This is a genomic window from Enterovirga rhinocerotis, from assembly GCF_004363955.1.
Classification (GTDB): domain Bacteria; phylum Pseudomonadota; class Alphaproteobacteria; order Rhizobiales; family Beijerinckiaceae; genus Enterovirga; species Enterovirga rhinocerotis.
This window is the reverse complement of record NZ_SNZR01000015.1, coordinates 102844-128734: the sequence shown is the minus strand read 5'-3', so window position 1 is coordinate 128734 and position 25891 is coordinate 102844. Positions and strand designations below refer to the sequence as shown.

Sequence of the window (25891 nt, the reverse complement as noted above, 5' to 3'; positions counted from 1 at the left end):
CGGCCCCATGACGGAGGCGCTGGCCCAGGCGCGCCTCGCGGAAGCGGCGGGCGAGGTACCCATCGGCGCCGTCGTCGTCCGCGACGGACGCATCGTCTCCGCCGCGGGCAACCGCACGCGCACCGACAACGACCCGACCGCCCATGCCGAGATGGTCGCGATCCGCGCCGCCGCCCGCGCCCTCGGCGAGGAAAGGCTCACGGGCTGCGATCTCTACGTGACGCTCGAGCCCTGCGCGATGTGCGCAGGCGCGATCGCCCATGCCCGCATCCGGCGCCTGTACTTCGCGGCATCCGACCCGAAGGGCGGCGGGGTCGAGCACGGCCCGCGCGTCTTCTCCCACCCGACCTGCCATCATGTGCCGGAGGTCTATGGCGGCATCCGCGAGAGCGAGGCCGCGGCGCTGCTGCGGGCGTTCTTCGCGGGGCGGCGCTAAGCGATGCCGAAGACCCTGGACCCACCCCTCCGGATCGCGCCTCTCGACGACCGGCCGCAGTTCCGCAAGACGGTGGCAGACCGCATCTGGCGGGCCTGGTGGCAGGACCAGGGCGTCCCGCTCGCCGAGATCGACGGGCGGGTCGGGGAGAGCCTCGGGCGGGAGACGATCCCCACCACGCTCGTCGCCACGATCGGCGAGCGGTTCGCCGGAACGGTCTCGCTGATCGACAGCGACATGGACGAGCGGCCGGATTACCGCCCCTGGATCGCGGCGTTGTGGGTCGATCCCGCGCATCGCGGCTCGGGAACCGGGACCCTCCTGCTCGCGGCCGCGGCGGCGAAAGCGTTCGAGGCGGGCTTCGACAGGGTCTATCTCTGCGCCAAGTCTTCCAAAGCGGCCTTCTACGTCTCGCGGCGCTGGCTGCCGATCGAGGAGGACGTCGCCGGCCTGACCATCTTCGCGCTCGCGCGCTGACACGACGCCAAAGCCGTCGGCCATCGGCCTCGGCGGCTCACGCGAGTTCCGCCGCTCCGGGCACGACGCGGATGATGTCGGCGCGCGCGCCGAGTTCGGCGAAGAGGGCCGGATCGGCCCCCGTCATCCAGACCTGGGCTCCGAAGGCGTCGAGGTCCTCGTAGAGCGCGGCCCGCCGGGCGGGATCGAGATGCGCGGCGACCTCGTCCAGCAAGACCAGCGGCGCGAGGCCGCTCATCCGCTCGACGAGCCGGGCATGGGCGAGGACGAGCCGCAGGAGGAGCGCCTTCTGCTCGCCGGTCGAGCACAGCTCGGCCGGCAGATCCTTCGGACCGTGTCGCACGAGAAGGTCCGTCGCCTGCGGCCCGACCAGGGTCCGCCCGGCCGCGGCGTCCCGCGCGCGGCTCGCACGGAGCTTCGCCCGATAGGCATCCTCGACGTCGAGCGCCGCGCCGCCTGCGGCGAGGTCCTCGAACTCGCCCGCGAGGCCGAGCCGGCCGAACGGAAAGGGCGAGGGCCTGTCCGCCGAGGCGAGCAGTTCGGCATCGAGCCGGCCGGCCGTCTCCCGCCGGGCCGCGGCGACGGCGACGGCGAGTTCGGCGAGTTCGCGCTCGGCCGCATCGAGCCAGGCGCCGGCCGCCGCTTCCTCCAACAGGCGGTTGCGGGCGCGCAATGCCCGTTCGAGCGCATTGACGCGGGTGCCGTGGCGCGAATCGACGGCGAGAACGAGCCGATCGAGGAAACGACGCCGGTCGCCGGGCGTGCCCCTGAACAGGCCGTCGAGATCCGGCGTCAGCCAGACGAGGCGCAGATGCTCCGCGAAGGCCGACGCCGACGAGACGGTCGCGCCGTCGATCCGGCACAACCTCTCGCTCCGCCCTTCGCCGCCGCGCGCGAAGCTCGTTCCGAGCCGGTGGCCCGCCTCCTCGGCCTCCTCGGCGCGTCCGAGGGCGATCGACGCCGCGAAACGCTCCTGCCCGAGCCGGGCCATGTCGGCGAAATCCGCCCGCCGCAGGCCGCGTCCCTGCGCGAACAGCGACAGGGCTTCGAGAATATTGGTCTTGCCGGCACCGTTCTCGCCGCACAGGGCCACGAGCCGGCGCGAGAGCCGGAGATCGAGCGAGGCGTAACTGCGGAAATCCTGGAGGATCAGCCGATGAATGCGGGGCTGCTCGTGCACGCTCGAACCTGAAGGGATGACGATGGCCGGAGGCGGAAGCGGACGGACGGCCATGACAATCATAGCCGCGCCCGCTAGATCGCGCCATGAACTACCGGCACGCCTTCCACGCAGGCAATTTCGCGGATGTGATGAAGCACGTGCTGCTCGTGCGCATGCTCGTCCATCTGCAGAAGAAGCCGGCGGCCTTCCGCACCATCGACACGCATGCCGGGATCGGCCTCTACGACCTCGACGGAGACGAGGCCGCCCGGACCGGGGAATGGATCGAGGGCGTCGGCCGGATGGAGGAGCCCTTCGCGCCCGATGTCGAAGCCCTGCTCGCCCCCTGGCGGTCGCTCCTCCAGGCTGTGCGGGCGCGCCACGGCACCTCCGCCTATGCCGGCTCCCCCGCCATCGTCCGCGAGTTGCTGCGGCCGCAAGATCAGGCGGTGCTGGTCGAGAAGCATCCGGCGGACGCGGACAGTCTTCGCGCGCGCTACAACGACGTGCGCAACATCAAGGTCCTGCATCTCGACGGCTGGACGGCGCTCGGCAGTCTCATTCCGCCCAAGGAACGGCGCGGGCTCGTCCTGATCGATCCCCCGTTCGAGGAGCCGGGAGAACTCGCCCGCGCCGCCGAACGGCTGGCGAAGGCCTCGCGCCGGTGGCCGACCGGCCTCTTCGCACTCTGGTATCCGATCAAGGTCGAGCGGGATGTCGACGCCGTCGCCCGCACTCTTTCGCAGATCCTGACGAGGCCGGCCGTGCGGCTCGAACTTCTCGTCGACCGCGCGGACGGCACGCGGCTCGCCGGCAGCGGCCTCGTCGTCGTCAACCCGCCCTGGACGCTCCCTGCGGAAGCCTCGCTGATCCTGCCGGCTCTCGCCGCGAGACTGGGACGGAGCGCAGACGCCAAGACGCGGGTCGACGTCCTCGTCGAAGAAGAGGGAAAGCTCACGCCATGAAAAAAGCCCCGCTCGAACCCGAGCGAGGCTTTTCGGTCCAGCACGACAGCCGATCGACTGCGCCCGCGCAGCACGTGCGCCGACGCACGTCGTGCGGCAGGCGACTTACGCGGCGCTGGCGCTACGGCTGCGGCGGGGCTTCGCGGGAGCCGGTGCGGGCTCAGGCTCGCGCTTGCGCTGACGGCCGAGACCCATCGACTTCGCCAGTTCGGAGCGCTGCTTGGCATAGTTCGGCGCGACCATCGGGTAGTCGGGCGACAGGCCCCACTTCTCGCGATAGCGCTCCGGCGTGAGACCCCGGCCGCTCAGGTGGCGCTTCAGAGACTTGTAGCGGCGTCCATCCTCGAGGCTGATCAGGTAGTCCGGAGAGATCGACTTCTTGATCGGAACCGCCGGAACGGGCTTCTCCGCCTCGGGCGCCTTGGGGTTCGCCAGCAACGACAGCGAGCTGTGCACCGAGGCGATCAGCTCCGGCAGGTCGCCCTTTTGAATGGAATTATGCATCACGAACGCGGCGACGACTTCAGCGGTCAGCTCGATGAAGTTCGGCTGGTCCGCAATCTCCTTGCTGTCCATAATTGAGAATGCTTCCTTGATTGGTATAGCAGGCGCCTCCGCCATGCCTTCCCCAAGGCTTCGTTGTCAAGGCTGGTATTGGAGGGTGCAAATTTGGTGTGCTGAAAGTCCAATGTTTCGACATCGGATTTTCGTTTCGAGCGATGCGTTGACCGCAAGTCGGGGTGCGCCCGATGTTGCTAAAGGTCGCTCCGCCGAGTGTTCCCGCTTTGGATTATTACACCTTAAGAGAGCGTTACTGGAGGCCTCGCATAGCCTCGACCGAAGAAAACGATGCCGAGAACTCAAGCAGTCTGAGACCAACAGCGCCCCGGACCGCCCGCCGGCCGTGCATCACTGAGAGTTGCAGATCGGACGGCCTCAAATATCTCCGGCGTCGCTCAAGTCGGTTTCATGCCCCTGGCCACGCCTGTGCCCAAGGGTCGCGCCCGATCATCTTGGTATCAAACAGACAATCAGCTCTTGCAGTCCTTTCGGCGAACCGAAGACGGAGCTCTCACGCCCGACGCGGACCGTGCCCCTCATGGGAATGGTCGTGATGGTGATGCCCGTGATCATGCCCGTGATCGTGACCATGGGAGTGATCGTGCGAGTGAGCGTGAGCGTGAGCGTGAGCATGACCACCGCCATGCGCATGCCCGTGATCGTGCCCATGATGATGGTCGTGATGATGATCATGGCCGCAGCCACAGCCGGGACCGTGATCGTGATCGTGATCGTGATGCCCGTGATCGTGGTGATGCGCATGGCCGCCGGCCTCGCGCTCGGGCCGGAACGGGCGCTCGACCTCCTGCGCCTTGGCGCCGAGACCTCGCACCAGCTCCAGCAGGCCCCCATCATGGCCGACATAGAGAGCGTCGTCGGTGATCTCGGTGGGAACGTGCCGATTGCCGATATGCCAGGCCACCTTCATCAGGCGCGCCGGGTTGTCCGTCCGGATCTCGATCAGCCGCTCCGAAGCGGCCTTGATCCGGACGAGCCGCCCGTCCTCCAGTTTCACCGCATCGCCATCGTCGAGGACGGTCGTGCGGTCGAGATCGAGCATGACCTCGAGCCCGCCATCCGACGTCAACGCCCCTCCCTGAAGGCGGCGGCCTTCGTGATCGAGCGTCAGCGTATCGAAGACCCGCTCCGCCTTGACGGCGGCGCGGCGGAGGACGGCGGTGGCGCGGAGCATGGTCTCACCCGGTTCTGTCGGCAGGGCTTCTAGCAGCCCGCGGAGGACGTGTCTTGGTTGGGCGCAAGGCGGCCAGCGACGCCCAGGCAGGCGGCACCGCTCGGGCCGTAACATGGTGCGGGCGGCCGGGCTCGAACCGGCACAGGCCTTCCGGCCCCACGGATTTTCATACCACTTCGGCTTTCGCCGCCGCCGGATCCGGCGTTCGTGGTCTGGACTATCCCTTCACCCTGGCGCTGGGCTTTAGGTGCTGCCCGTCTAGTCTCTACACCTTCCCCGGAGAGGGGCTTGGCTCGGGATTGCCAGCGAAGGTTTCCCCGAATTTGGGCAGTTCTGCATCAAGGGTTTCCCCTTGAGCACTCAATGACTTCAAGTCCGATGCGTCTACCAATTTCGCCACGCCCGCATGACGGTATCGTATAGCCGGCACGATTCGTTCGTCCAAGGACAATCGACTGGCTCGCGGCGATCTCCACCGAGCCGTTCGAGACCCGGACGCCAAGTCCGACCTTGCTCAGGCCTTATCCTCGGCGAGGGTGTGAGCGACGATGGCATTCGCGTGCCCGTGGCCCAGGCCGTGCCGGTCCTTGAGGTAGCTTACGAGTTCCGAATGCCTGGCCGGATATTGCCCGCGGACCAGAGCCTTCCACTCCGCGATCGGCTTGCCGTATCTCTTCTCGATCGAGGGAAAGTAGGACGCCGGTCCCTTGGCGGATGCCTCTGGCATGTCGTCTCCCGCAAATCCTCCCTCGCCCGGCAGGCTCAGGCGGAAACCCTTCCCGCCTTCGATCCGGACCGGGGCGAGGCGTGGATGGTGCGGGCGGTCGGACTCGAACCGACATATCCGTGAGGACGGCGGATTTTGAGTCCGCTGCGTCTACCAATTCCGCCACGCCCGCGCTGCCGACCTGATCTCGGCACGGATCGGTCGGCTGCGCTCCCATAGAGCGTCGGTATCGGATTGCAAGCCAAGTCTCCTCCGCCTTCCGTACGAAGGATGACGCTTGCGTCGCTCCGTTTTGTTCGACATTAAAGCCGACGACAACGAACGCCGAAATGTGCGGAGATGGGGATGAGACGCCGGGACTGCCTTTTCACGCTCGGATCGGCGAGCCTCGCCGCCGGATTCCTCCCACGCCAGGCCTCGGCCCAGACGTTCCCGGAACGCCCCGTGAGCCTCGTCAACGGATATCCGGCCGGCGGTTCGACGGAGGTCTCCGCGCGCCTCGTCTCCGATGGCATGATGCGGCGCCTCGGCGGCTCGCGCGTCATCGTCGAGAACCGGCCCGGCGCGAGCGGGACGGTCGCGGCCGAATGGGTGCGGCGCCAGCCGGCCGACGGCTACACGCTCCTGCTGTCGGAATCGTCGTCCTTCGCCATCTGGCCGAGCATGCATCAGAACGGGACGAAATACGCCCCGCTGACGGATTTCGACTGGATCGGGACCGTCTGCACGGCGCCCATGGTCCTGATCGTCAGCCCTGACTTTCCGGCCAAGACCGTCGCCGAGGCCGTCGAGGTGCTGCGATCGCCGCGCTCCGAGAAGCTCGACTACGGCACCTCCGGCGCCGGCTCGATCCCCCACATTGCCTGCGAGATGCTGCGCCACGCGATCGGCAGCGGCAACGCCTCGCGCCACGTCCCCTATCGCGGCGGCGCGGCGTCGGTCCTGGCGGTCTCGAAGGGCGAGGTCGGCTGGGCCGTCGCGTCGCTGGGCTCGGCGGCGGGCCTCATCCAGGGTGGGCTCGTGCGCCCGCTCGCAGTCACGAGTCCGAAGCGCTTCCCGACCATTCCGGACGTGCCGACCTTCGTCGAAGCGGGATTGCCGACGATGGAGCTGGATATCTACTACCTCGTCCAGGCTCCCGCGGGTCTGCCGCCGGCCATCCTCAAGATGCTGAACGAGGCCTGCGCCGCCACCCTCGCCGACCAGACGGCGCGCGAGCGCTTCGTGACCGCCGGAATGGCCGCCTGGGAAGGCCCCAACACGCCCGACTCGACCCGTGCCATCGTCGAACGCGAATTGAAGCGCTTCAAGGAGATCGGCGAGCGGACGGGCATCCAGATCATGGGCTGACGGGCAGCCCGGATCGCTTCTCCCCTCAGGCGCGCTTGCGCAGGATGCTGCGGACCGAATAGCGGTCGGCGGGATAGGTGTTCAGCGAAACCTCGAACGTCTCGCCCGTCGGCGTCACGTAGCGGCGCCGGACGAGGAGGCCTGCCCTGACGTCGCCGGCCTCCAGCGACGCCGCGAGGGTCGCCGGCAGCGGCACTGCCGAGATGTCCTGCTCGACATGGCCGAGCTTGATCCCGTGCCGCTCGAGCGTGATCTCGTAGATGGCGCGGTCTCCCGCCTCGACGGCGGCCCGATCCGGCGCGAAGCGGGCCGCGACCATGACCTCGGACCAGCAGAGCGGCTCGCTCTGGCCCTTGCGGTACCGGATGCCCGCGACGCGGAACCAGCGCCCGTCACCCTCCTCCTGCAAGTCGGCCGGCAGGATGCGGGGATGGGAGACGAACCCCGTATGGAGGACGCGCAGGTCGGTCGTATGCGCGAAGTCGAACAGCCCGTCGAAATCGCGCAGGGTGTGGACGTAGGTGGATGGCGGCCGCATCGCCAGCACGACCGTGCCCGTCTTCCGGCGGCGACCGAGCAGGCCCTGCTCGGTCATGATCTTCAACGCCTCGCGGACCGTATGCCGGCCGACGCCGAACCGGCGCTGGAGCTCCTGCTCGGTCGGATAGCGCGCACCCACGGCGTAGCGGGCGCTGGCGAGTTCGTCGATCAACTCGCCCGCGAGTTCGCGATGCCGGACGGGAGACGACGTCTGATGAGGCGAGTTCGAGGACACCGGCGACCCTAGCGCGCCCCGCCCGTAGCGCCAACCGGAGACCGAGGCAAAGCCGGTGGACCGGCTCTCACCTGCCACGGAAGCTGGGCGGCCGCTTCTCGTTGAAGGCGAGGACGCCCTCGTGCCGGTCCTCGGTCGGGACCATGCGGTTATAGGCTTCGATCTCGAAGGTGAGTCCGTCGCGCAGCGACATCTGCAAGCCGCGATGGATGGCCTGCTTGGCCTGGCGGATCGAGATCGGCGCGTTGGCGGCGATGCGCAGGGCGGTCTCGGTCGCCGCCGGGAGCAATGCATCCGCCGGATAGACCGCGTTGACGAAGCCCCACGCCTCGGCCTGGGCTGCGGTGAAGGGACGGCCCGTCAGGATGAGTTCCTTCGCGCGGCGCTCGCCCATGGCCCGCGGCAGGTTCTGCGTGCCGCCCGCCCCCGGCATGATGCCGAGCGTGACCTCCGTCAGCGCGAAGCGTGCCCCTTCGGCGGCGTAGACGAAATCGCAGCAGGCGGCGATCTCGCAGCCGCCGCCATAGGCGGCACCGTTCACCGCGGCGATGACGGGGACGGGGCAGTCGAGCACCGCCCGCGACATGCGCTCGAAGATGACGTGCTGGCGCGTCCAGGCCTCGTCGGTCATCCCGCGCCGCTCCTTGAGGTCGCCGCCGGCGCAAAAGGCCTTCTCGCCCGCGCCGGTGAGGATCAGGCAGCGGAGCGTGCCGGGATCCAGCGCGACATCCTCGAAGAAGCGGACGAGGTCGCGCCCCATCTGGGTGTTCAACGCATTCGACGCCGACGGCCTGTTCATCCGCACGACGAGAACGTGCTCGCCGGCGGGCTCGATGGCGAGAGTGTCGAAACGCAGATCGGTCACGCGCGGCCTTCCTCGACGGTCCGGATGACCGCGCCCAGCCAATCGCCGATCCGGGCGGCGGCGGGAAGCCCCCTGCCCTCGTCGAACAGCGCGTCGATCCCCGCCTGATCGGCGCGGGGCGCCGCACGCTTCAGGCAATCGGCCCATTTGGCGCGGAGCTGATCGGGAGTGATCGGGTCCTTGTCCGAGCCCGGCAGCAGCACGACCGTGCGCGAGACGCTGGCGCCCGAAACGGGGGTCAGCGTCACGGTGACGGGGGCAAGCCCGACATCGCTGCCGTGCCGGCTCGCCGCGTCTGCCTCGACGACGGTCACGTCGCGCAGGCGGGCCTGGAGCGCCGGGCGCATCACCGCCTCGTCGGTGAAGCTCGCGAGGTCGATACGGCCATCCGCAAGGCTCGCCGCGATGGCATAGGGCGCGCTGAAGAGCGCATTGAGGCCGCTCTTCGGATAGGGATGGATCAGGGGCTTGGTGCCGCCCTGCGGAACGTCGACGCGCATCGCCGCGACGGAATCGAGATCGAGCCCCGTCTCCCGCCTCAGGCCGAGCGCCGCCTCGATCATCTTGTGGAGCAGATAGCAGCACGGATAGCGCTTCTGCTCGAAGCCGGGCTCGGCGAGCGCGAAAGGTCGTCCGAGTTCGAGGCTCGCCGGCCAGTGGCGCGTCTCGCCGCCGGAGAAGGCGTTCAGATAGCCTTCGCCGTCCAGGGCCTCGGCCGCACCCTCGAGCCCCGCCTCGGCGAGCCGGACCGCCCGGACGCCGTTCGCGGCGGCCATGCCGACATGGAGCGATTTCACCAGCGAGCCGAAATTCACCCTGAGGCCCGAGGCGTAGCTCGCGGCAATGGCGAGGGCATGGGCCGTCGTCGCCTCGTCGAGCCGCCGGAGGCGCGCGACCGCGGCCGTCGCACCGAGCGTGCCGAGCGTCGCCGTCGCATGGAAGCCGAGGGCATAGTGGCGAAAGCCCATCGCCTGGCCGGTTCGGATCAGGACCTCCGTCCCGACGACGAAGGCATCCAGGAGATCGCGGCCGCTCGTCGCCTCGCGATCGGCCGCCGCCAGCAGCGCCGACAGGATCGGCGCGCTCGGATGGCAGACGGCCTGCATGGAAACGTCGTCGTAATCGAGGATGTGGCTGGCCATCCCGATCAGGAGGGCCGCGTCGTCCGCGCGGTAGCGCGCGCCCGACCAGAAGGACGGCACGCCGCCCGGATGCGGTTCGAGCGAGGCGGCGAGGCGGGCATGGCCGGGTTCGGCACCGCCCGCGAGCGTGACCGCGAGCGTGTCGAGGACGATCGGCACCGCCTTGGCGAGTACCGGGCCCGCGACCTCGCCCCGGACGACGAACCGCGCGAGCCGCGCCATCGCCGGGAGATCGGGCACCGCCAGCGCGGGCTCGCGTTCTGCGATCGAAGCCGACATCATCATCCTCCCCTTGCGGCCCTCAGCCGAGGATCCCGCGCGCCTTCATCTGTCCGATCGTGGCCTCGTCGAAGCCGAGCGAGACCGCGATCGCATCCGTATCGGCGCCGAGCCCCGACGCCGCGACGAAGCGATTCGGCCGCTTGCCGTCGCCCTTCACCGGAAGCGCGACCACGCGGTGGTCCGGCGCGTCCGGCAGCGGAAGCTCGGCGATCATGCCGCTCGCCGCGACCTGCTCATGCGCCATCATCTGCCCGAGATCGTGCAACTCGCTGCAGGGCGCCCCGGCGCGCCGCAGGGCAGCGACGGCGTCCTTCGCATCCATGGCGGAGGTGACGGCCTCGATCGCATCGTGCAGCGCCGCGCGGTTGGCGATGCGTCCCTGGTTGGTCCGGAAGCGCTCGTCCTCCGTCCATTCCGGATGGCCGAAGGCCTCGGCGACGGCGCGGAAGAGGCGGTCGTTGCCGGCCGCGATGAAGACGTGGCCGTCGCGCGACCGAAAGGTCTCGTAGGGCGCGGTCATGGCCATGGCCGAGCCGATCTTCCGCGGCAGCTTCTGCGTCGCGACATAGCCCGCGACGAAGACCGTCATCCAGGCGATCCCGGTCTCCATCAGGCTCGCCTCGACGAGCATCCCCTGTCCCGTCTTCTGGCGCTGCATGGCCGCCGCGAGGATGCCGAGCGCGGCCCACATCCCGGTGCCCATATCGATCAGCGAGACGCCGACCCGGACGGGATCGTCGCCCTCGTGGCCGGTCGTGCTCATGATGCCGGTGAAGGCCTGCATCAGGGGATCGTAGCCCGGCAGCCGGCTCAGGGGGCCGACGCTGCCGAAGGCGCTGATGGCGCAATAGATCAGCCCCGGATGGGCCGCGCGCAGCACCTCGGCACCGAGCCCGCGCGCCTCCGCGCTGCCCGGCTTCATCGAATGGATGAAGATGTCGGCGCTGCCGATCAGCGCCTTCAGGACCTCGATCCCCTCGGGACTGCCGACATCGATGGCGATGCTGCGCTTGTTCCGATTGAGCGAGAGGAAGGTCGCCGATTGCCCGCCGATCTCGGGCGGGCGCCAGTCGCGGGTATCGTCCCCCCGGCCGGGCCGCTCGACCTTGATCACCTCGGCGCCGAGATCGCCGAGGATCTGCGTGCAATAGGGGCCGGCGACGTTCTGGGTGAGATCGACGACTTTCAGGCCGGCGAGGACGTCAGACAACATGACCGCAACTGTTCCTTATCGCGCCGCCTTCGCGGCCGGGCATTCGGTTTCGCTCGCCGGCCTGAAGGCCTTGTCCGCAGGCAGGTGCCCGATCTGCTTCAGAAGATCCCACTCGCCCTTCGATTCGGCCGGGGTCTTCACCTGCATGACGTAGGTATCGTAGACCACACGCCCATCGGGCCTGAGCGCGCCGCGCTTGTCGCCGAACAGTTCGATCGGCAACTCGCGCATCTTGGCCATCACCTTGTCGGCATCGACCGTGCCCGCGGCAGCGACGCCCTTCAGGTAGTGCCGCACCGACGCATAGATGTTGAACTGATAGTCGGTCGGCATCTTCTTGGTGCGCTCGAAGAAGGCACGGCCGAAGACGCGGCTCCCCTCGTCCAGGTCCCAATAGTAATTCGTGCCGATGACCATGCCCCCGGTCTGATCGAGGCCGACGGCCTTGATGTCGGAATCGTGGAACAGCAGCGGGGCGACCTTGATCCCGCCGGCGGTGAGGCCGAATTCGTTCGCCCCTTTGATCGACTTGATCGCGTCCTGCCCGGCATTGGCCAGCCCGACGACCTGCGCGCCGAGCGATTGGGCGTTGAGGAGATAGGACGACATGTCGGCCGATCCGAGCGGATGGCGCGCGCGCCCGACGACCTCGCCGCCGACCGCCTTCACCGCCGCGACGCCCTGCTCCTCGAAGAGATGGCCGCCGCTGAGATCGACCGTGAGGAAGAACCACTTCTTCTTGTCTGCGAGCGCGCGCGTGGGACCGATCGCGAGAGCGAAGGGATCCATCGCCCAATGGATGCCGGTCGGCGAGCAGGCCTTCCCGTAGAGATCGGGCGTGACCGAGCTCGTCGCGATGGTGATGCGCTTCGTCTGGTTGCCGAGATGCTGGACCGCCAGGGAGATCGCCGAGTTCTGAAGGTCGGCGATCAGGTGCACGCCGTCCTGGTCGATCCATTTGCGCGCGATCGAGGTGGCGACGTCGGGCTTGTTCAGATGATCCGCCGAGAGGAGCTCGACCCTGGCGCCCGGATTCGCCTTCACGAACTCGTCGATCGCCATTTGCGCCGCGACGACGCTGCCGAGGCCGCTATGGTCCGAATAGACCCCGGTCTGATCGTTGAGGATGCCGATCTTGACGGCGGGAGGCTGGGCGCGCGCATCGGGTGCCGTCGCGGCGAGGCCCATCGCCAGCGCTGCCGCAAGCATCGTCCTGATCATACGCCCCTCCCAGGATTCCGGCCCGTGCCCGGACGTCGTGCCGGGTTCTCCAGATCGGGAGATCGGCTTTTGTCCGGATTTTTTCGGGGCGTCAATCCGGCGATTGTATTCGTGCGCCCTCTGTGCTGCATACCGCCGAACCAAATCAGGAGGAGCGACAAGATGCGGGCGGTCTCATTCGCGGGCGATCGGACGATCGAGATGATCACCCTGCCCGATCCCACGCCGGGGCCGAAGGACGTCGTGCTGGAGATGAAGGCCTCCGGGATCTGCGGCTCCGATCTGAAATTCTACCGGGCGCCCCGGGGCGGCGGGCTCGCCGCGCTCGGGTTCAAGAGCGACGGCAGCCTGATCGTGGCGGGCCACGAGCCCTGCGGCATCGTCGTGGCCGCCGGCAGCGAGGTCGACAGCAAGCTCTGGCCGATCGGCAGCCGGGTGATGGTCCACCACTACCATGGCTGCGAATGCTGCCGGCACTGCCGGACGGGCTGGTCGCAGATGTGCGAGGAGATCCCGGTCATCTACGGCGTCACCGGCCATGGCGGCCACGCGCCCTACATGAAGGTGCCGGCCTCGACGCTGGTGCGCCTTCCCGAGGAGCTCACCTTCTCGACCGGCGCCGCGATCTCCTGCGGGACCGGCACGGCCTATGGCGCGCTCGTCCGCCTCGACCTTTCGGCCCGGGACACGCTCGTGATCATCGGACAGGGACCTGTCGGCCTGTCGGGCACCCAGCTCGCCGCCGCCATGGGCGCGCGCGTCATCGCCGTGGACGTCAGCGCGGAGCGGGCCGAGCGGGCCAAGGCCTTCGGCGCGACCGACGCCGTGGATGCGAGCACGGTCGATCCGGTCGAGGCCATCATGGAGATCACCGGCGGCCTCGGCGCCAGCAAGACCCTGGACACGTCGGGCACCGCGACCGGCCGCTCCGCCGCCATCCGGAGCGCCGCGAAGTGGGGCTCCGTCTGCTTCGTCGGTGAAGGCGGGGACGTGACCATCGAGGTGAGCCCGCAGATGATCCGCAAGCAGCTCGAGATCGTCGCGTCCTGGACCTTCTCGACCGTCGGCCAGGCCGATTGCGCCCGCTTCGTCGCCGAGCACGAGGTGGCGGTCGACGACCTCTTCACCGACCGCTGGACCCTCGATCGGGCCGTCGAGGCCTACCAGCACTTCGACAAGGGCAGCAGCGGCAAGGCCGTCTTCGAGATGTGAGGCCCGGCGAGCGGGCCTCAGCCCGCCGCCGCGCAGGCCTCCGCCTCGCCGCGGCGGCGGCTCGCCAGCGCGAGCAGGAGACCCGCCGCCGCCATCACCGCCCCCGCGATCGAGACGGCCGGATGGCCGAGCTCGAGCGCGATCACGCCGCCGCCGAGCGCGGCCCCGATCGCGTTGCCGAGGTTGAACGCGCCGATATTCATGGCCGAGGCGAGGTTCGGCGCATCGGAGGCCGCCTCCATCACCCGCATCTGCAAGGGGGGAACGATGGCGAAGCTCGCGATCCCCCACGCGAAGATCGTCAGCGCCGCCGGCACGTGCCAGGCCATCGTGACCGCGAAGAGGACGAGAAGGCCGGTCAGCGCCGAGAGCGTGACGATCAGCGTTCCGTCGATCGACCGGTCGGCGTAGCGGCCGCCGAGCCAGTTCCCGACGGTCAGGCCGATGCCGTAGAGCACCAGCATCGCGGTGACGAACCCCGTCGAGGCCTGCGTCTCGTCCTTCAGGATGGGCACGATATAGGTGAGGACGGCGAACATCGCGCTGGAGCTGAGCACCGTCAGCCCGAGCGCGACGAGGACGTCCGGCCGCTTCAGGACACGCAATTCGCCCGCCGGATCGGCGTCTTCGACCCGTGCCGTCTCGGGCAGCGCCCGCCACAGGGCCGCCATGGCCAGGACGCCGAGGCCGGCGATGCCCCAGAACACGATCCGCCAGCCGGCATGCTCGCCGATCCAGGTCGCCAGCGGCACGCCGCCGACATTGGCGATCGTCAGCCCCATGAACATCGCGGCGACCGCGCCGGCGCGCTTGTCGGGAGCGACCACGCTCGCCGCCACGATCGAGCCGACGCCGAAGAAGGCGCCATGGTTGAGCGACGTGACGACCCGCGCGGCGAGGAGCGTCCAGTACTCGGGGGCGATCGCCGAGAGGAGGTTGCCGATGGTGAAGATGCCCATCAGGCCGATGAGGAGCGTCCTGCGCGACATCCGCGCGGTCGTCAGCGTCATCAGGGGAGCGCCGAGGACGACGCCCAGCGCATAGGCGCTCACGAGCAGCCCCGCCGTCGGGATGGAGACGCCGAGATCGGTCGCGATGACCGGGAGCAGCCCCATGGGCGAGAATTCCGTGACGCCGATGCCGAAGGCGCCGATGGCGAGAGCAAGAAGTGGAGGATTCACGTCGGGACCTGTGCGTCTGGATAGAGGATGCACAGGTGCGCAATCGGGCTGCCGGCGGTAGACCTGTCCCGCGACAAGCATCTGTGAGCCGGACGCAACGATGGCGCGGGACTGGGTGGATCGATCGGGCGAGATGGAGGTCTTCGCCGCGATCGTCGAGCGCGGCAGCTTCTCGGCCGCCGGGCGGCTGATGGGGCTCAGCCCCTCGGCGGTCAGCCGGATCGTCGGCCGGCTCGAAACGCGGCTCGGCGTGCGCCTCGTCCACCGCACGACGCGTGCGCTGGCGCTCACGCCGGAAGGAGAGGCCTATCACCGCGCCGCTCGGCGCATCCTGTCGGACCTGACCGAAGCCGAGCGCGCGATCGCGGACCAGGCGACGCCGCGCGGCCGCATCCGGGTGAACGCGACGCTCACGCATGGACGGCTGGTCATCGTGCCCCTGCTCGGGGAGTTCCTCGAGCGCTATCCGGGCATCACGGTCGATATCAGCCTCACGGACACCAAGGTCGATCTCGTCGAAGAGAGGACCGACGTCGCGATCCGGGTCGGCCCGCTCGACGACAGCAGCCTCGTCGCGCGGCGCCTCGGCGACAGCGGCCGTACCGTCATCGCCTCCCCCGCCTATCTCGCCCGGCGCGGCACGCCGCAGGTGCCGGAGGACCTGCTTCGGCACAATTGCATCGGCTTCAACTTCCGCCGAGCCGAGCCGCTCTGGCCCTTCCGCCTGGACGGCCGCGAGATCGCGCTGACCGTGACGGGGAATGTCGAGGCCAATAACGGGGAGACCGTCGCCCAACTCGCGCGCGAGGGGGTCGGGATCGGGCGCGTCGGCAGCTTTCACGTCGCGCAGGACATCGCGGCCGGACACCTCGTTCCGCTGCTCGAGGCGTATAATCCGGGCGACCGCGAGCCGATCCACGCTCTCTTCGCGGGCGGCCCCACCACGCCGGCTCGGGTGCGCGCGTTCGTCGACTATCTCGCCGAGAAGCTCGCCTGATCTCGCCGACGAGCCGTGAGCCTGTTGCCGGCCGCCGCCCGTCGAGGGCAATGTGCGGCGCGAGCGGCCAACGGCCCTCGACGACGCTGCTGAAGAAGGGGACACGCATGGCGATCGAGACCGCGCTCACGCGCCGCCTGGGACTGTCGGTGCCGGTGATCCTGGCTCCCATGGCCCTGGTCAGTGGCGGGGCGCTCGCGGCGGCTGTCAGCCGCGGCGGCGGGCTCGGCCTGATCGGGGGCGGCTATGCCGAGGGCGACTGGCTCTCCGAGCAGATCGCCCACGCTGGGAACGCCGAGATCGGCATCGGTTTCATCACCTGGGCGCTCGCCCGCAATCCGGACCTCCTCGCCGTCGCGCTCGACCGCCGGCCGCGCGCGATCTTCCTGTCCTTCGGGGACCTTCGGCCCTTCGCCCCGGCGATCGCCCGCGCCGGCATCCCGCTGATCTGCCAGGTGCAGACGCTGCACGACGCCGAGATCGCGCTCGGCGAGGGCGCCTCGGTCCTCGTCGCGCAGGGAACGGAGGCCGGCGGCCATGGCGGCGGGCGCTCGACGATGGCGCTCGTGCCCGAGATCGCGGACATGGCGGGAGACGTGCCCGTCGCGGCGGCGGGCGGAATCGTCGACGGGCGCGGCCTTGCGGCCTCGCTCATGCTGGGAGCGGGAGGAGCCGTCTGCGGCACCGCCTTCTTCGCGAGCCGGGAATCGCTCTCCCACGCCAAGGCCAAGGAACGCGCCGTCGCCGCGAGCGGCGACGAGACCGTCCGCGACGCGCTCTTCGACCTCGTCCGCGGGCGAGACTGGCCCACGCGCTGGACGAACCGGACGCTCCGCAACGACTATCACCGCGGCTGGTCGACCCGCCTCCATACGCTGCGCGAACAGATGACCGAGCAGCGCCCCCGCTACTTTGCCGCGCAGGAGGCCGGCGACATGGACGTCGCGGCGACGATCGTCGGCGAGGGTGTCGGGCTCGTGCGGGATATCGAGCCCGCCGGCACCATCCTCGATCGCATGGTCGCGGAAGCGGAGGCGCGTCTGCGGAACGGCGGCGGCGATTTCATCGGCAACGGCTGAACGCTGGCGCCCCGTCGACGCGACCGCTTCAGGCCTGACGCGTCGCATCGCCTCTCGCGAGTCGACATTTAAGCAGAAAGTCTGACGCCCAAAAGTCACGTGGTCGCCCGAAGACGCGCCACCACACAAAGTTGTCTTGCCTGCCGACCTCATCGGACCGAAGCCCTGTCGGCTCACGGTGCTTCCGCCGCACGAGCATCGGCACGGAGCTGCGCATATGCTGGTCGTCGGCAACGAGAGCAACAACACGCTCTCCGGAGGGACGGGCGACGACACGCTCGAAGGCTTCGGCGGCAACGACACGCTCGACGGCAAGGGAGGCATCGACACCGCGATCTACCGGCTGCCGGCCGAGATGGGCGGCAAGCTCGTCCAGGAGACGGTCGGATCCTATGTCTATGTCCGGTACGTCGACGGGGATACGACGGCCGACGTCCTGCGCATCTGGCGCTCGGGCTCGCTCGTCAAGGTCGAGGATCTGAGGCCGGGCTCGCCGCTGGGCACCGATACCCTCCGGAACATCGAGAAGATCCAACTCATCGGAGCCGGAAGCGGGACCGGGCTGTCGGCGCCGGCCACGCCGTTCGTTTGGCTTATGACGCTCGATTTGGCTACGTCGGTGGGCTCTTTCGGTATTCGGGGCTCGATCTTGAACGATACGATCGACGTCGCGAAGCTCTTCCCCAATACGGGCTGGCTGACCGTTCATGGGGGGTCGGGAAACGACACCATCATCGGGAGCAACCTGTCGGGAACCCTTCTCGGCGACGACGGCGACGACCGCATGACGGGCGGCTCGGGGCTCGACTGGTTCTATGGCGGCGCCGGCAACGACACGATCGACGGCAAAGCCGGCATCGACCGCGCCTCCTATGTCATGCCCGAACTCGCGCCGGACACGCAGTTCCGGGTCGAGGTGACGGGACAGACGGCGGTCATCAGCCGGGTCGGCCCCGACGGCGCCCTCGACGGGCTCCTCGAACTCGTCAGGGATGCGGACCCGCGCCGCGTCACGGTGACGGACCTGCGAGACGGCTCACCGCTGGGCACCGACAAGCTGACCAATATCGAGCTCCTTCACCTCGAGACGGGCGGCTTCCCGGCGCGCGGCGTCGTGTTCCAGACGGCAGTGGTGTGGCAGGGCAGCCGTGCGGTGGGATCGGACTTCGCGGACGTCATCGCCCTGGGAGCGGCAACGTCCGGTTCCGGCGGTCGAGGTGACGACAGGCTCGTCGGGGGCGCGGGCTTGAACTTCCTTTACGGCGAGGACGGCAACGACACGCTGGAAGGCCGTGGCGGTGACGACCGGCTTCACGGCGGACGCGGCGACGACATCCTCGATGGCGGCGTCGGCTTCGACCTCGCCGATTACTCGCAGGAGAACGGTCGTGTCGCCGTCAAGCTGGCGGCGGGGACCGTGACGGGGAACGATCCCGACACCGGCACCGACACCCTGCGCAGCATCGAGCGGGTTCGCGGCACGGATTTCAACGACGTCTTCGATGCCCGCGGTTTCTCCGGCACGAGCGCGAATCGCGGCAGCGCGGGGGCCGTGAACGAATTCCAGGGCATGGGCGGGACCGACCGCATCATCGGCAATGGCGAGACTCGGATCAGCTACGAGCAGGCGAACGGGGGCGTCCTGGTCGATTTCGCCGCCGGAACCGCCGTGGGCCGCGAGGCGCGGGATGTGGCCGGGATCGGCCGCGACGCCTTCAACGGGGTCAATGCCGTGCGCGGCTCCGATTTCGCCGATCTCCTCTCCGGCTCCGACAACGCGGCCGGCACGGTCGAGACCTTCAGCGGCATGGAAGGCGACGACCTGATCGACGGACGCGGCGGGATCGACCGCGTGCGCTACGACGATCCGGGGCAGTTCACGGAGGACGATCGCTTCGAGGGGCCGCTCGGCGTCTCGATCAACCTCGCGACCGGCATCGTCCAGGGGCGGGACGCCGCGTCCCGCGCGGAGTTCGGCACCGATACGCTGCGCGGCATCGAACAGGTCATCGGCAGCAACGGCGCGGACGTCTATCGAGCGGCCGGCTTCGGCGGCCCGGACGCGGCCAATATCGGCGACGGAGCGGCCAATCTGTTCGAGGGCATGGGCGGGGACGATTCCATCGCCGGCAACGGCAGCACCACGATCTCCTATGCCAGCGCGACGGCCGGCGTGACGGTCGATCTCTTCGCCCGCTTCGCCGAGGGCGATGCCTCGGTCGGGCGCGATTCCATCGGCTCGGGTGTCGTCGGCATCCTCGGATCGGCCCATGCCGACATCCTCACCGGCAACAATGCCGCGAACGTGATCGAGGGCGGCCTAGGAGCGGACGTCATCCAGGGCGGCCGCGGCGCCGACCGGATGTCGGGCGGAGCCGGCAACGACACCTTCCTGTTCACCGCGAGGACCGATTCTCTCGTCTCGGCCCGCGACGTGATCCTCGACTTCCAGGCCGGAGGCACGACGGGCGGAGACGTTCTCCACTTCGCCATCGCCGAATACGAGGGGCCGATCGGCTATCTCGGCACGGCGGCCTTCACGAAGACAGGCGCCTTCGAGGCACGCCTCGCCGTGTCGGGGACTTCGAAGATCGTCCAGATCGACGGCAACGGCGACGGCCGGGTCGATATGGAGATCGACGTCACCGGCATGACGGGCACCTTGAAGGCCGCGAACTTCGTATCCGACTTCGTGATCTGAGCCGGCGACCGTGTGGATGCGATCCACACTTCCCGCTTGAACTTCGGCGCGCGATCGGTATAAGCCACCAGACGAGCCCGTGAGCATCCGCCGCGGGCTCGCGCCATTCCGACTATATCGATCGGCCCAGGCGGGAACGCCGGTGCCGACATACGACACGAGGATAGCCGTGGCCAACACCACGTCGGCCAAGAAGATGGCCCGCAAGATCGCCCGCCGCACCGAGGTGAACCGTTCCCGCCGATCGCGGGTCCGCACCTACGTCAGGAAGGTCGAAGAGGCCATCGCAGGCGGCGATCATTCGACCGCTCTCGCCGCCCTTCGGGCCGCCGAGCCCGAGATGATGCGCGCCGCCCAGCACGGCATCGTCCATCGCAACAACGCCTCGCGGAAGGTGTCCCGCCTGGCCGCACGGGTGAGCGCTCTTCGCAGCGCCTGACCGGGAAGCGCAGGCCGCTTCATCCGAAGCCCGGCCCCGGCCGGGCTTTTTTCGTTTTGGCCCTCCCCGTCGTCGCGGCCTGCAACGGCCGACGGCGAGCTGGCCTATGCGCCACGTCGCCCCGCATTCGGGCCGGTTCGTCGAATGTTCTCGATTGACGACGGCGTGGTGAAACGGGGTGGCCGAGCCCCGGCGGACCTCCTGCCGCCGCTCAAAGATTAATTCTTGTTTTCAGCGTCTTAGGGTGAAAGCGTGGGTAGTCCTGCCGCAGGGGTCTCGTTTGCGTCATCGAGTCGTCGTGGAAGCGTCAGAATTTTTGCGCCCGAGGGCGCCGAGGCCCGCCGGATTGAATCCGAGATTCGACAGCATCTTAAGCTGACCGAGGTCGCGGGAACCGGTCCGGCGGGACGGGAGCCGGGCCCCTCCCCATCCGAATCGGGATTGCATCGGCCCCGTCCGGGCGATAGGGTCTTTTTGTCCTGAAGCGCTAAGCCAAAGGACAATTCAGGTAAAAGTTGCGTATGATCCCTCCGTGGAGAGTTGAGTGATGCTATTTCGGTGTCTGAATTCGAAAGGTTCTCAGACAACCGAAGGCACCACATCGGATCTGGCTCGCTAGTTACGTCAGCGAGGGAGCGCTACAGGCCGCATGGCCTACGAGTAGGGCTCGGTTTACCGAAATCAGTTATGGTATTGCGACGCGCAAAGGCGGTGACTTTGCGCGTTTCGCGGCATCGTGGGCGGGGGAGTAGCAGGTGGCCAAGCGGGATGAGGCGACGGCGGCACGAGCCTATTGGAGCCAGGGAGACGTGGCTGACCGGGAGGCGATCGGGGAGGCTTGGGTCCGCGTGAAGCGGCGGCTTCGCGCCGAGGTCGGCGAGGACGTGTTCACGAGCTGGCTCGCGCGCCTCGAACTGTCGGGTCTCGAGAACGGCCAGGCCTCGCTCAGCGTGCCGACGCGCTTCCTCAAGAGCTGGATCGAAGCCCACTACCTCGACCGCATCGTCACGACCTTCCGGAGCGAATTCGCCGGCGTTTCCGGCATCGCCATCACCGTCCGCAGCGCCCTGCGTGAGCCCGGCCAGCCGGCGCGCCGGCCCGCGCCCCGCCTCGTCGTCGAGGGAGGAGGCGCGACCGGTCCCCTGGGCGGCCCCCAGCCCGTCGCCGCGACGTCTCCCCTCCCCGGCTCGGACCGGGACGAGTTCGCCGGAGCCCCGCTCGACGGGCGCCTGACCTTCGACAGCTTCGTCCTCGGACGCTCGAACGCACTCGCCCAGGCCGCGGCCGAGCGGATCGCCCAGAACGACCGCGGGACGGCTCTGTACAACCCGCTCTACATCCATGCCGGCGTCGGCCTCGGCAAAACGCATCTCCTCCATGCGGCCGGGAACGCGGCCCGCATCGACGGGCGCCGGGCGATCTATCTGACGGCCGATCGCTTCATGTACGGCTTCGTCGCCTCACTGAAGGCGCAGACCTCGCATGCCTTCAAGGAGCGGCTGCGCGGCATCGACCTCCTCATCATCGACGACGTCCAGTTCATCCAGGGCAAGACGATCCAGCAGGAATTCGGCCATACGCTCAACGCGCTGATCGATGCGGGCCGTCAGGTCGTGGTCGCCGCGGACCGTCCGCCGAGCGAACTCGAGAGCATGGACGAGCGCGTCCGCTCTCGCCTCGCGGGCGGACTCGTCGTCGAGATCGCCCCTCTCGACGAAGATCTGCGGATCGGCATCCTGTCTCAGCGGCTGACCGCCGTCGCCGCGGCGCATCCCGGCTTCGAGGTCAGTCCCGCGGTCGTCTCCTATGTGGCGAACGCCATCTCGACGAACGGGCGCGACCTCGAAGGAGCGGTGAACCGCCTCCTCGCCCATGCGACGCTGACCGGAACGGCGGTGACGATCGAGACCGCCGAGACCGCGATCCGCGATCTCGTGCGCAACCGCGAGCCGAAGCGCATCCGCATCGAGGACATCCAGAAGCTCGTCGCCTCGCGCTACAACGTCTCGCGCTCCGACATTCTGTCCGAGCGCCGCACGGCCGCGGTGGTGAAGCCGCGCCAGATCGCGATGTATCTGTCGAAGGTCCTGACCCTGCGCTCGCTGCCCGAGATCGGGCGCCGCTTCGGGGGCCGCGACCACACCACCGTGCTCCACGCCGTCCGCAAGATCGAGAAGGCGCTCGACGGCGACACGACGCTGTCCGAGGAGGTGGAGCTCCTGAAGCGGATGCTTCAGGAGTAAGGACGGCGCGAGACCTGCGTGCCGGCCGACCGATCCGACAGCCGGCCCGGATCCGTCTCGAACATCCCGAGCCATCCCACGCGCCTCATGCGACGGCGCGCGGACGCGATCGGCCCTGACGAGGCCGGCAGGCGGCGAAACGGCGCCGCGCGTCAGGCGGCCTGATCGGTCGGCTCGTCCTCGATCTCCTCGCCGGCCGCGACCGGCCGCGCCATCACGGCTGCGAGCTTCGCCTCGTCGAGTTCGCCCTCCCATTTCGCGACGACCAGGGTCGCGACGCCGTTGCCGACGAGGTTCGTCAGCGCGCGCACCTCGCTCATGAACTTGTCGATGCCGAGGACGAGCGTCATGGCCGCGACGGGCACGGGATTGTCGGGGATGGCCGCGAGCGTCGCGGCGAGCGTCACGAAGCCCGCTCCGGTGACGCCCGAGGCGCCCTTCGAGGTCAGCATCGCGACGGCGATGATCGTCGCATATTGCCAGATCGACAGGTCCGCCCCGACCGCCTGGGCGAGGAACAGCGTCGTCAGCGTCATGTAGATGTTGGTGCCGTCGAGATTGAACGAGTAGCCGGTCGGGATGACGAGCCCGACCACGGGCTTCGACGCGCCCGCCTGCTCCATCTTCATCATCATGTGGGGCAGCACCGTCTCCGACGAGGAGGTGCCGAGCACGATCAGGAGCTCGTCCTTGATGTAGGCGATGAAGCGCAGGATCGAGAAGCCGCACAGGCGCGCGATCGTGCCGAGGACCACGAGCACGAACAGCAGGCTCGTGAGGTAGAAGGTCGCGACGAGGCCGATCAGGTTTCCGAGCTTGCCGATGCCGTATTCGCCGATCGTGAAGGCCATGGCGCCGAAGGCTCCGACGGGCGCCAGCTTCACGACGAGGCCGATGATGCGGAAGAAGATCTGCCCCATCGTTTCGATGACGCGGTTGACCGGCTCGGCCCGCTCGCCGAGCTGGGTGATGACGATCCCGGTCAGGACCGAGATCAGCAGCACCTGCAGCAGGTCGCCCCCGGCGAAGGCGTCGAAGTAGCTCTTCGGGATCAGGGCCAGGATGTGCCCGACCGTCGATTGATGGGCAGCCGCTTCGGCGTATCCCTTCACCGCGCTCGGATCGAGGGTCTTCGGATCGGCGCCGAACCCCGCACCAGGCTGGACGATTTCGCCGACGATGACGCCGATGACGAGGGCGAGCGACGACACGACCTCGAAATAGATCAGCGCCTTGAGCCCGACTCGCCCGACCTTCTTGAGATCGCCCATCGAGGCGATGCCGTGCACGATGGTGCAGAAGATGACGGGAGCGATCATCATCTTGATGAGGCTGATGAAGGCGTCGCCGAGCCATTTCAGCGACTTCGCCGTCTCGGGGGCGAGATAGCCGAGGGCCACCCCGAGGATGATGGCGACGATGACCTGGATGTAGAGGACCCGATACCAGGGCGTCCGGTGGTGAGGGTGGACGGGGCCGCTTGTCGTCGCGACGTCCATGGGGGCATCTCCGAGGCGCCGCGAGGTCGCTCACGGCATCGATTTCGGCCGGAGCAAGGACCTTTTCGCGAGGCCGCACAACCGGCATTTCCGCATGGTCGGGCTGACGAAGACGCGGCCGCGGCGGCGCTGTCGAACGACAGTCATACGACCGGCGCACAGACTCGTCTTGCGTTGCAACACGTGACAGCGTTCGGCCGCGACGGTAGAGGCGCTGAGGGACAGGAGATTTCGCATGACGCTCAAGGGAAAGAACGCGGTCGTCACGGGTTCGACGAGCGGCATCGGCCTCGCCTATGCGAAGGCGCTGGCGGCCGAGGGGGTGAACGTCCTCATCAACGGCTTCGGCGACAAGGACGCGATCGAGGCCGAGCGCTCCGGGCTCGAGACGACGTTCGGCGTCAAGGCCGTCTATTCGCCCGCCGACATGACCAAGCCGGCCGAGATCGCGGGGATGATCGAGACGGGCACGAGCGCGTTCGGCTCGGTCGACATCCTGATCAACAATGCCGGGATCCAGTACGTCTCGCCGGTCGAGGAGTTCCCGGACGACAAGTGGAACCAGATCATCGCCATCAACCTGTCCTCGGCCTTCCACGCCATCAAGGCGGCGGTGCCGGGCATGAAGAAGAGCGGCTGGGGCCGCATCATCTCGACCGCCTCGGCGCATTCGCTCGTCGCCTCGCCCTTCAAGTCGGCCTATGTCACCGCCAAGCACGGGCTCCTCGGCCTCACCAAGACCGTGGCGCTTGAAGTGGCGACCGACAAGATCACGGCGAACTGCATCTCGCCCGGCTATGTCTGGACCCCGCTTGTCGAGAAGCAGATCCCCGATACGATGAAGGCCCGCAACCTCACCCGCGAGCAGGTGATGCACGACGTCCTTCTCGAGGCGCAGCCGACCAAGGAATTCGTCACCTCCGAAGAGGTGGCCGCGATCGCGGTGTTCCTCTGCTCGGACGCGGCGGCTCAGATCACGGGCGCCAACATCTCCGTCGATGGCGGCTGGACCGCCGCATGAGCGGACGCGGCAGCCGTCGCCGCAAGCCCGGCGAACTGGCGCCACCCGGCGGCCTCAGGGGGCCGAAGGCCGAAAAATGCGTCTCCCTCGCCCTTCAGGGCGGCGGAGCGCACGGCGCCTTCACCTGGGGTGTGCTGGACGCGCTGATCGAGGACGGCCGGCTCGCCTTCGAGGCGATCTCCGGCGCCTCGGCCGGCGCGATGAACGCCGTGGTGATGACGGATGGCTGGGAGGAAGGCGGTCCCGACGGGGCCAGGGCCAAGCTCGAAGCGTTCTGGCGCCAGGTCAGCTATGACGGCAGCCTGTCGAGCCCCCAGCGGCGCATCATGGACGTCTTCCTCGACGTCTGGTCGCCCTTCACCTCGAGCGCGCTGTTCGACTTCTGGCGCGGCACGCTCTCGCCGACCGACGCCAATCCGCTCGACGTCAATCCGCTGCGGGACGTGCTGGCGAGCATCATCGATTTCGACCGGGTCCGAGCCGCGCCGGTGAAGCTCTTCATTTCCGCGACGCGCGTCTGGAGCGGGAAGATCAAGCTGTTTCGGACGCCCGAATTGACGGCCGATCACGTGATGGCCTCGGCCTGCCTGCCGACCATCTTTCGCGCGGTCGAGATCGAGGGCGAGCCCTATTGGGACGGCGGCTACATGGGCAACCCGGCGCTCTATCCCCTCTATTACGGGGTCGAGGCCGACGACGTCCTGCTCGTGCAGATCAATCCGATCGAGCGCCGCGAGACGCCCAAGGGCATGAAGGAAATCCAGAACCGGCTGACCGAGGTCACCTTCAATTCCGGCCTGCTGCAGGAGTTGCGCGTTCTCGATTTCGTGACCCGGCTCGTTGACCAGGGAAAGCTGTCCGAAGACGAGTACAAGCGCGTCAAGATGCACCGGATCGACGGGGGCGACGATATCGCCCGCTATCTCGCCTCGTCACGCATGAATGCGAGCTGGGATTTCTTCGTTGAACTGCGCGATCTCGGACGACGCAGCGCCATGATCTGGATCGATGCGCACTATCCCGCGATCGGCCATCGCTCGACGCTGGACCTTCGCCACGCCTACGCTTAGACTTTTGGCGACCGGGAACCGAACTCGCGTTGCGGTTGATGCTTGCGAGCATGCGTCGCCGCAATCCGGTTCCTGCCGACG

The 25891-nt window shown here is 68.4% G+C and carries 23 protein-coding genes, 1 tRNA gene and 1 pseudogene; 12 read left to right on the top strand and 13 right to left on the bottom strand.

The features are described 5' to 3' along the window. Positions 1-7: 7 nt before the first annotated feature. Together EV668_RS19560 and EV668_RS19555 are read left to right on the top strand one after the other, a co-directional pair. On the top strand, positions 8-436 hold the full coding sequence (locus EV668_RS19560; protein ID WP_342636842.1) for a nucleoside deaminase: 429 nt from the start codon (positions 8-10) through the stop codon (positions 434-436). A 3-nt stretch (positions 437-439) separates the two neighbouring features. Next, complete coding sequence (locus EV668_RS19555; protein ID WP_133773270.1) at positions 440-913, top strand: GNAT family N-acetyltransferase; 474 nt, start codon at positions 440-442, stop codon at positions 911-913. 37 nt (positions 914-950) lie between these two features. Here EV668_RS19555 and recF read toward each other — a convergent pair whose 3' ends face one another. After that, positions 951-2147 (bottom strand): DNA replication/repair protein RecF, encoded by a 1197-nt coding sequence (gene recF / locus EV668_RS19550; RefSeq protein WP_133773268.1) that lies wholly within the window; start codon positions 2145-2147, stop codon positions 951-953. A 32-nt stretch (positions 2148-2179) separates the two neighbouring features. Between recF and EV668_RS19545 the strand changes: the two genes are divergently transcribed. Continuing rightward, on the top strand, positions 2180-3040 hold the full coding sequence (locus tag EV668_RS19545) for a 23S rRNA (adenine(2030)-N(6))-methyltransferase RlmJ (protein WP_133773266.1): 861 nt from the start codon (positions 2180-2182) through the stop codon (positions 3038-3040). A gap of 105 nt (positions 3041-3145) precedes the next feature. Here EV668_RS19545 and EV668_RS19540 read toward each other — a convergent pair whose 3' ends face one another. The 5 genes and pseudogenes from EV668_RS19540 to EV668_RS19525 all read right to left on the bottom strand — a co-directional run bounded on the left by EV668_RS19540 (position 3146) and on the right by EV668_RS19525 (position 5692). Next, positions 3146-3616, bottom strand: a complete 471-nt coding sequence (locus EV668_RS19540; RefSeq protein ID WP_133773264.1) for a Ros/MucR family transcriptional regulator — start codon at positions 3614-3616, stop codon at positions 3146-3148. Positions 3617-4048: 432 nt separating this feature from the next. Next, on the bottom strand, positions 4049-4363 hold the full coding sequence (locus tag EV668_RS25675) for a hypothetical protein (RefSeq protein WP_342636845.1): 315 nt from the start codon (positions 4361-4363) through the stop codon (positions 4049-4051). Between the two features lie 13 nt (positions 4364-4376). Beyond that, positions 4377-4793, bottom strand: a pseudogene (locus EV668_RS25670) (urease accessory protein UreE); the annotation flags it as partial. Between the two features lie 514 nt (positions 4794-5307). Then, positions 5308-5520, bottom strand: a complete 213-nt coding sequence (locus EV668_RS19530; RefSeq protein WP_133773261.1) for a DUF4287 domain-containing protein — start codon at positions 5518-5520, stop codon at positions 5308-5310. 85 nt (positions 5521-5605) lie between these two features. After that, positions 5606-5692, bottom strand: a tRNA-Leu gene (locus EV668_RS19525). A 173-nt stretch (positions 5693-5865) separates the two neighbouring features. Here EV668_RS19525 and EV668_RS19520 point away from each other — a divergent pair. Then, on the top strand, positions 5866-6870 hold the full coding sequence (locus tag EV668_RS19520; RefSeq protein WP_166652555.1) for a Bug family tripartite tricarboxylate transporter substrate binding protein: 1005 nt from the start codon (positions 5866-5868) through the stop codon (positions 6868-6870). A 25-nt stretch (positions 6871-6895) separates the two neighbouring features. Here EV668_RS19520 and EV668_RS19515 read toward each other — a convergent pair whose 3' ends face one another. The 5 genes from EV668_RS19515 to EV668_RS19495 all read right to left on the bottom strand — a co-directional run bounded on the left by EV668_RS19515 (position 6896) and on the right by EV668_RS19495 (position 12368). After that, positions 6896-7645 (bottom strand): GntR family transcriptional regulator, encoded by a 750-nt coding sequence (locus EV668_RS19515; protein WP_166652554.1) that lies wholly within the window; start codon positions 7643-7645, stop codon positions 6896-6898. 67 nt (positions 7646-7712) lie between these two features. Beyond that, the gene (locus EV668_RS19510) at positions 7713-8510 is read right to left on the bottom strand and encodes an enoyl-CoA hydratase/isomerase family protein (protein WP_245513323.1); all 798 of its coding nucleotides are present in this window, start codon (positions 8508-8510) and stop codon (positions 7713-7715) included. Further along, a complete protein-coding gene (locus tag EV668_RS25405; protein WP_245513322.1) occupies positions 8507-9931 on the bottom strand; it encodes an MmgE/PrpD family protein in 1425 nt (474 codons plus the stop codon). The genes EV668_RS19510 and EV668_RS25405 overlap by 4 nt, the downstream gene beginning before the upstream one ends. Positions 9932-9953: 22 nt before the next feature. After that, positions 9954-11147, bottom strand: coding sequence for a CaiB/BaiF CoA transferase family protein (locus EV668_RS19500; protein WP_133773251.1), 1194 nt, complete (start codon positions 11145-11147; stop codon positions 9954-9956). Between the two features lie 15 nt (positions 11148-11162). Then, complete coding sequence (locus EV668_RS19495; RefSeq protein WP_133773249.1) at positions 11163-12368, bottom strand: ABC transporter substrate-binding protein; 1206 nt, start codon at positions 12366-12368, stop codon at positions 11163-11165. 162 nt (positions 12369-12530) lie between these two features. Between EV668_RS19495 and EV668_RS19490 the strand changes: the two genes are divergently transcribed. Further along, complete coding sequence (locus EV668_RS19490; protein ID WP_133773247.1) at positions 12531-13580, top strand: zinc-dependent alcohol dehydrogenase family protein; 1050 nt, start codon at positions 12531-12533, stop codon at positions 13578-13580. A 17-nt stretch (positions 13581-13597) separates the two neighbouring features. Here EV668_RS19490 and EV668_RS19485 read toward each other — a convergent pair whose 3' ends face one another. Next, positions 13598-14761: an MFS transporter gene (locus EV668_RS19485; protein WP_245513321.1), complete on the bottom strand. Its 1164-nt coding sequence runs from the start codon at positions 14759-14761 to the stop codon at positions 13598-13600. Between the two features lie 100 nt (positions 14762-14861). On the opposite strand from EV668_RS19485, the gene EV668_RS19480 reads away from it, so the two are divergent. The 5 genes from EV668_RS19480 (at position 14862) to dnaA (ending at position 22220) form a co-directional block, all read left to right on the top strand. After that, entirely contained in the window at positions 14862-15758 is an 897-nt protein-coding gene (locus EV668_RS19480) for a LysR family transcriptional regulator (RefSeq protein ID WP_133773243.1), read from the top strand. Between the two features lie 107 nt (positions 15759-15865). Beyond that, positions 15866-16837 carry an NAD(P)H-dependent flavin oxidoreductase gene (locus tag EV668_RS19475; protein WP_133773241.1) on the top strand — a complete coding sequence of 324 codons (972 nt, stop codon included), beginning with the start codon at positions 15866-15868 and terminating at the stop codon, positions 16835-16837. A 217-nt stretch (positions 16838-17054) separates the two neighbouring features. After that, positions 17055-19538: a calcium-binding protein gene (locus EV668_RS19470; RefSeq protein ID WP_133773239.1), complete on the top strand. Its 2484-nt coding sequence runs from the start codon at positions 17055-17057 to the stop codon at positions 19536-19538. Positions 19539-19707: 169 nt separating this feature from the next. Then, positions 19708-19977 carry a 30S ribosomal protein S20 gene (rpsT, locus tag EV668_RS19465; protein ID WP_133773237.1) on the top strand — a complete coding sequence of 90 codons (270 nt, stop codon included), beginning with the start codon at positions 19708-19710 and terminating at the stop codon, positions 19975-19977. A gap of 809 nt (positions 19978-20786) precedes the next feature. Next, the gene (gene dnaA, locus EV668_RS19460) at positions 20787-22220 is read left to right on the top strand and encodes a chromosomal replication initiator protein DnaA (protein ID WP_133773628.1); all 1434 of its coding nucleotides are present in this window, start codon (positions 20787-20789) and stop codon (positions 22218-22220) included. Between the two features lie 152 nt (positions 22221-22372). Here the strand turns inward: dnaA and EV668_RS19455 are convergent, their stop codons facing one another. Next, positions 22373-23719 carry a dicarboxylate/amino acid:cation symporter gene (locus EV668_RS19455; protein ID WP_133773235.1) on the bottom strand — a complete coding sequence of 449 codons (1347 nt, stop codon included), beginning with the start codon at positions 23717-23719 and terminating at the stop codon, positions 22373-22375. A gap of 235 nt (positions 23720-23954) precedes the next feature. Between EV668_RS19455 and EV668_RS19450 the strand changes: the two genes are divergently transcribed. Next, positions 23955-24740, top strand: a complete 786-nt coding sequence (locus EV668_RS19450; protein ID WP_133773233.1) for a 3-hydroxybutyrate dehydrogenase — start codon at positions 23955-23957, stop codon at positions 24738-24740. Next, a complete protein-coding gene (locus EV668_RS19445) occupies positions 24737-25810 on the top strand; it encodes a patatin-like phospholipase family protein (RefSeq protein ID WP_133773231.1) in 1074 nt (357 codons plus the stop codon). Before EV668_RS19450 ends, EV668_RS19445 begins: the two co-directional genes overlap by 4 nt. The last annotated feature ends 81 nt before the right edge of the window (positions 25811-25891 follow it).

Excerpts from the sequence above, each read along its gene's own strand:
- EV668_RS19560 (WP_342636842.1), top strand. The coding sequence starts at position 8 with ATGACGGAGGCGCTGGCCCAGGCGCGCCTCGCGGAAGCGGCGGGCGAG.
- EV668_RS19555 (WP_133773270.1), top strand. The coding sequence starts at position 440 with ATGCCGAAGACCCTGGACCCACCCCTCCGGATCGCGCCTCTCGACGAC.
- recF (WP_133773268.1), bottom strand. The coding sequence starts at position 2,147 with ATGGCCGTCCGTCCGCTTCCGCCTCCGGCCATCGTCATCCCTTCAGGT.
- EV668_RS19545 (WP_133773266.1), top strand. The coding sequence starts at position 2,180 with ATGAACTACCGGCACGCCTTCCACGCAGGCAATTTCGCGGATGTGATG.
- EV668_RS19540 (WP_133773264.1), bottom strand. The coding sequence starts at position 3,616 with ATGGACAGCAAGGAGATTGCGGACCAGCCGAACTTCATCGAGCTGACC.
- EV668_RS25675 (WP_342636845.1), bottom strand. The coding sequence starts at position 4,363 with ATGCGCATCACCACGATCACGGGCATCACGATCACGATCACGATCACG.
- EV668_RS19530 (WP_133773261.1), bottom strand. The coding sequence starts at position 5,520 with ATGCCAGAGGCATCCGCCAAGGGACCGGCGTCCTACTTTCCCTCGATC.
- EV668_RS19520 (WP_166652555.1), top strand. The coding sequence starts at position 5,866 with ATGAGACGCCGGGACTGCCTTTTCACGCTCGGATCGGCGAGCCTCGCC.
- EV668_RS25405 (WP_245513322.1), bottom strand. The coding sequence starts at position 9,931 with ATGTCGGCTTCGATCGCAGAACGCGAGCCCGCGCTGGCGGTGCCCGAT.
- EV668_RS19500 (WP_133773251.1), bottom strand. The coding sequence starts at position 11,147 with ATGTTGTCTGACGTCCTCGCCGGCCTGAAAGTCGTCGATCTCACCCAG.
- EV668_RS19495 (WP_133773249.1), bottom strand. The coding sequence starts at position 12,368 with ATGATCAGGACGATGCTTGCGGCAGCGCTGGCGATGGGCCTCGCCGCG.
- EV668_RS19490 (WP_133773247.1), top strand. The coding sequence starts at position 12,531 with ATGCGGGCGGTCTCATTCGCGGGCGATCGGACGATCGAGATGATCACC.
- EV668_RS19480 (WP_133773243.1), top strand. The coding sequence starts at position 14,862 with ATGGCGCGGGACTGGGTGGATCGATCGGGCGAGATGGAGGTCTTCGCC.
- EV668_RS19475 (WP_133773241.1), top strand. The coding sequence starts at position 15,866 with ATGGCGATCGAGACCGCGCTCACGCGCCGCCTGGGACTGTCGGTGCCG.
- EV668_RS19470 (WP_133773239.1), top strand. The coding sequence starts at position 17,055 with ATGCTGGTCGTCGGCAACGAGAGCAACAACACGCTCTCCGGAGGGACG.
- EV668_RS19455 (WP_133773235.1), bottom strand. The coding sequence starts at position 23,719 with ATGGACGTCGCGACGACAAGCGGCCCCGTCCACCCTCACCACCGGACG.
- EV668_RS19450 (WP_133773233.1), top strand. The coding sequence starts at position 23,955 with ATGACGCTCAAGGGAAAGAACGCGGTCGTCACGGGTTCGACGAGCGGC.
- EV668_RS19445 (WP_133773231.1), top strand. The coding sequence starts at position 24,737 with ATGAGCGGACGCGGCAGCCGTCGCCGCAAGCCCGGCGAACTGGCGCCA.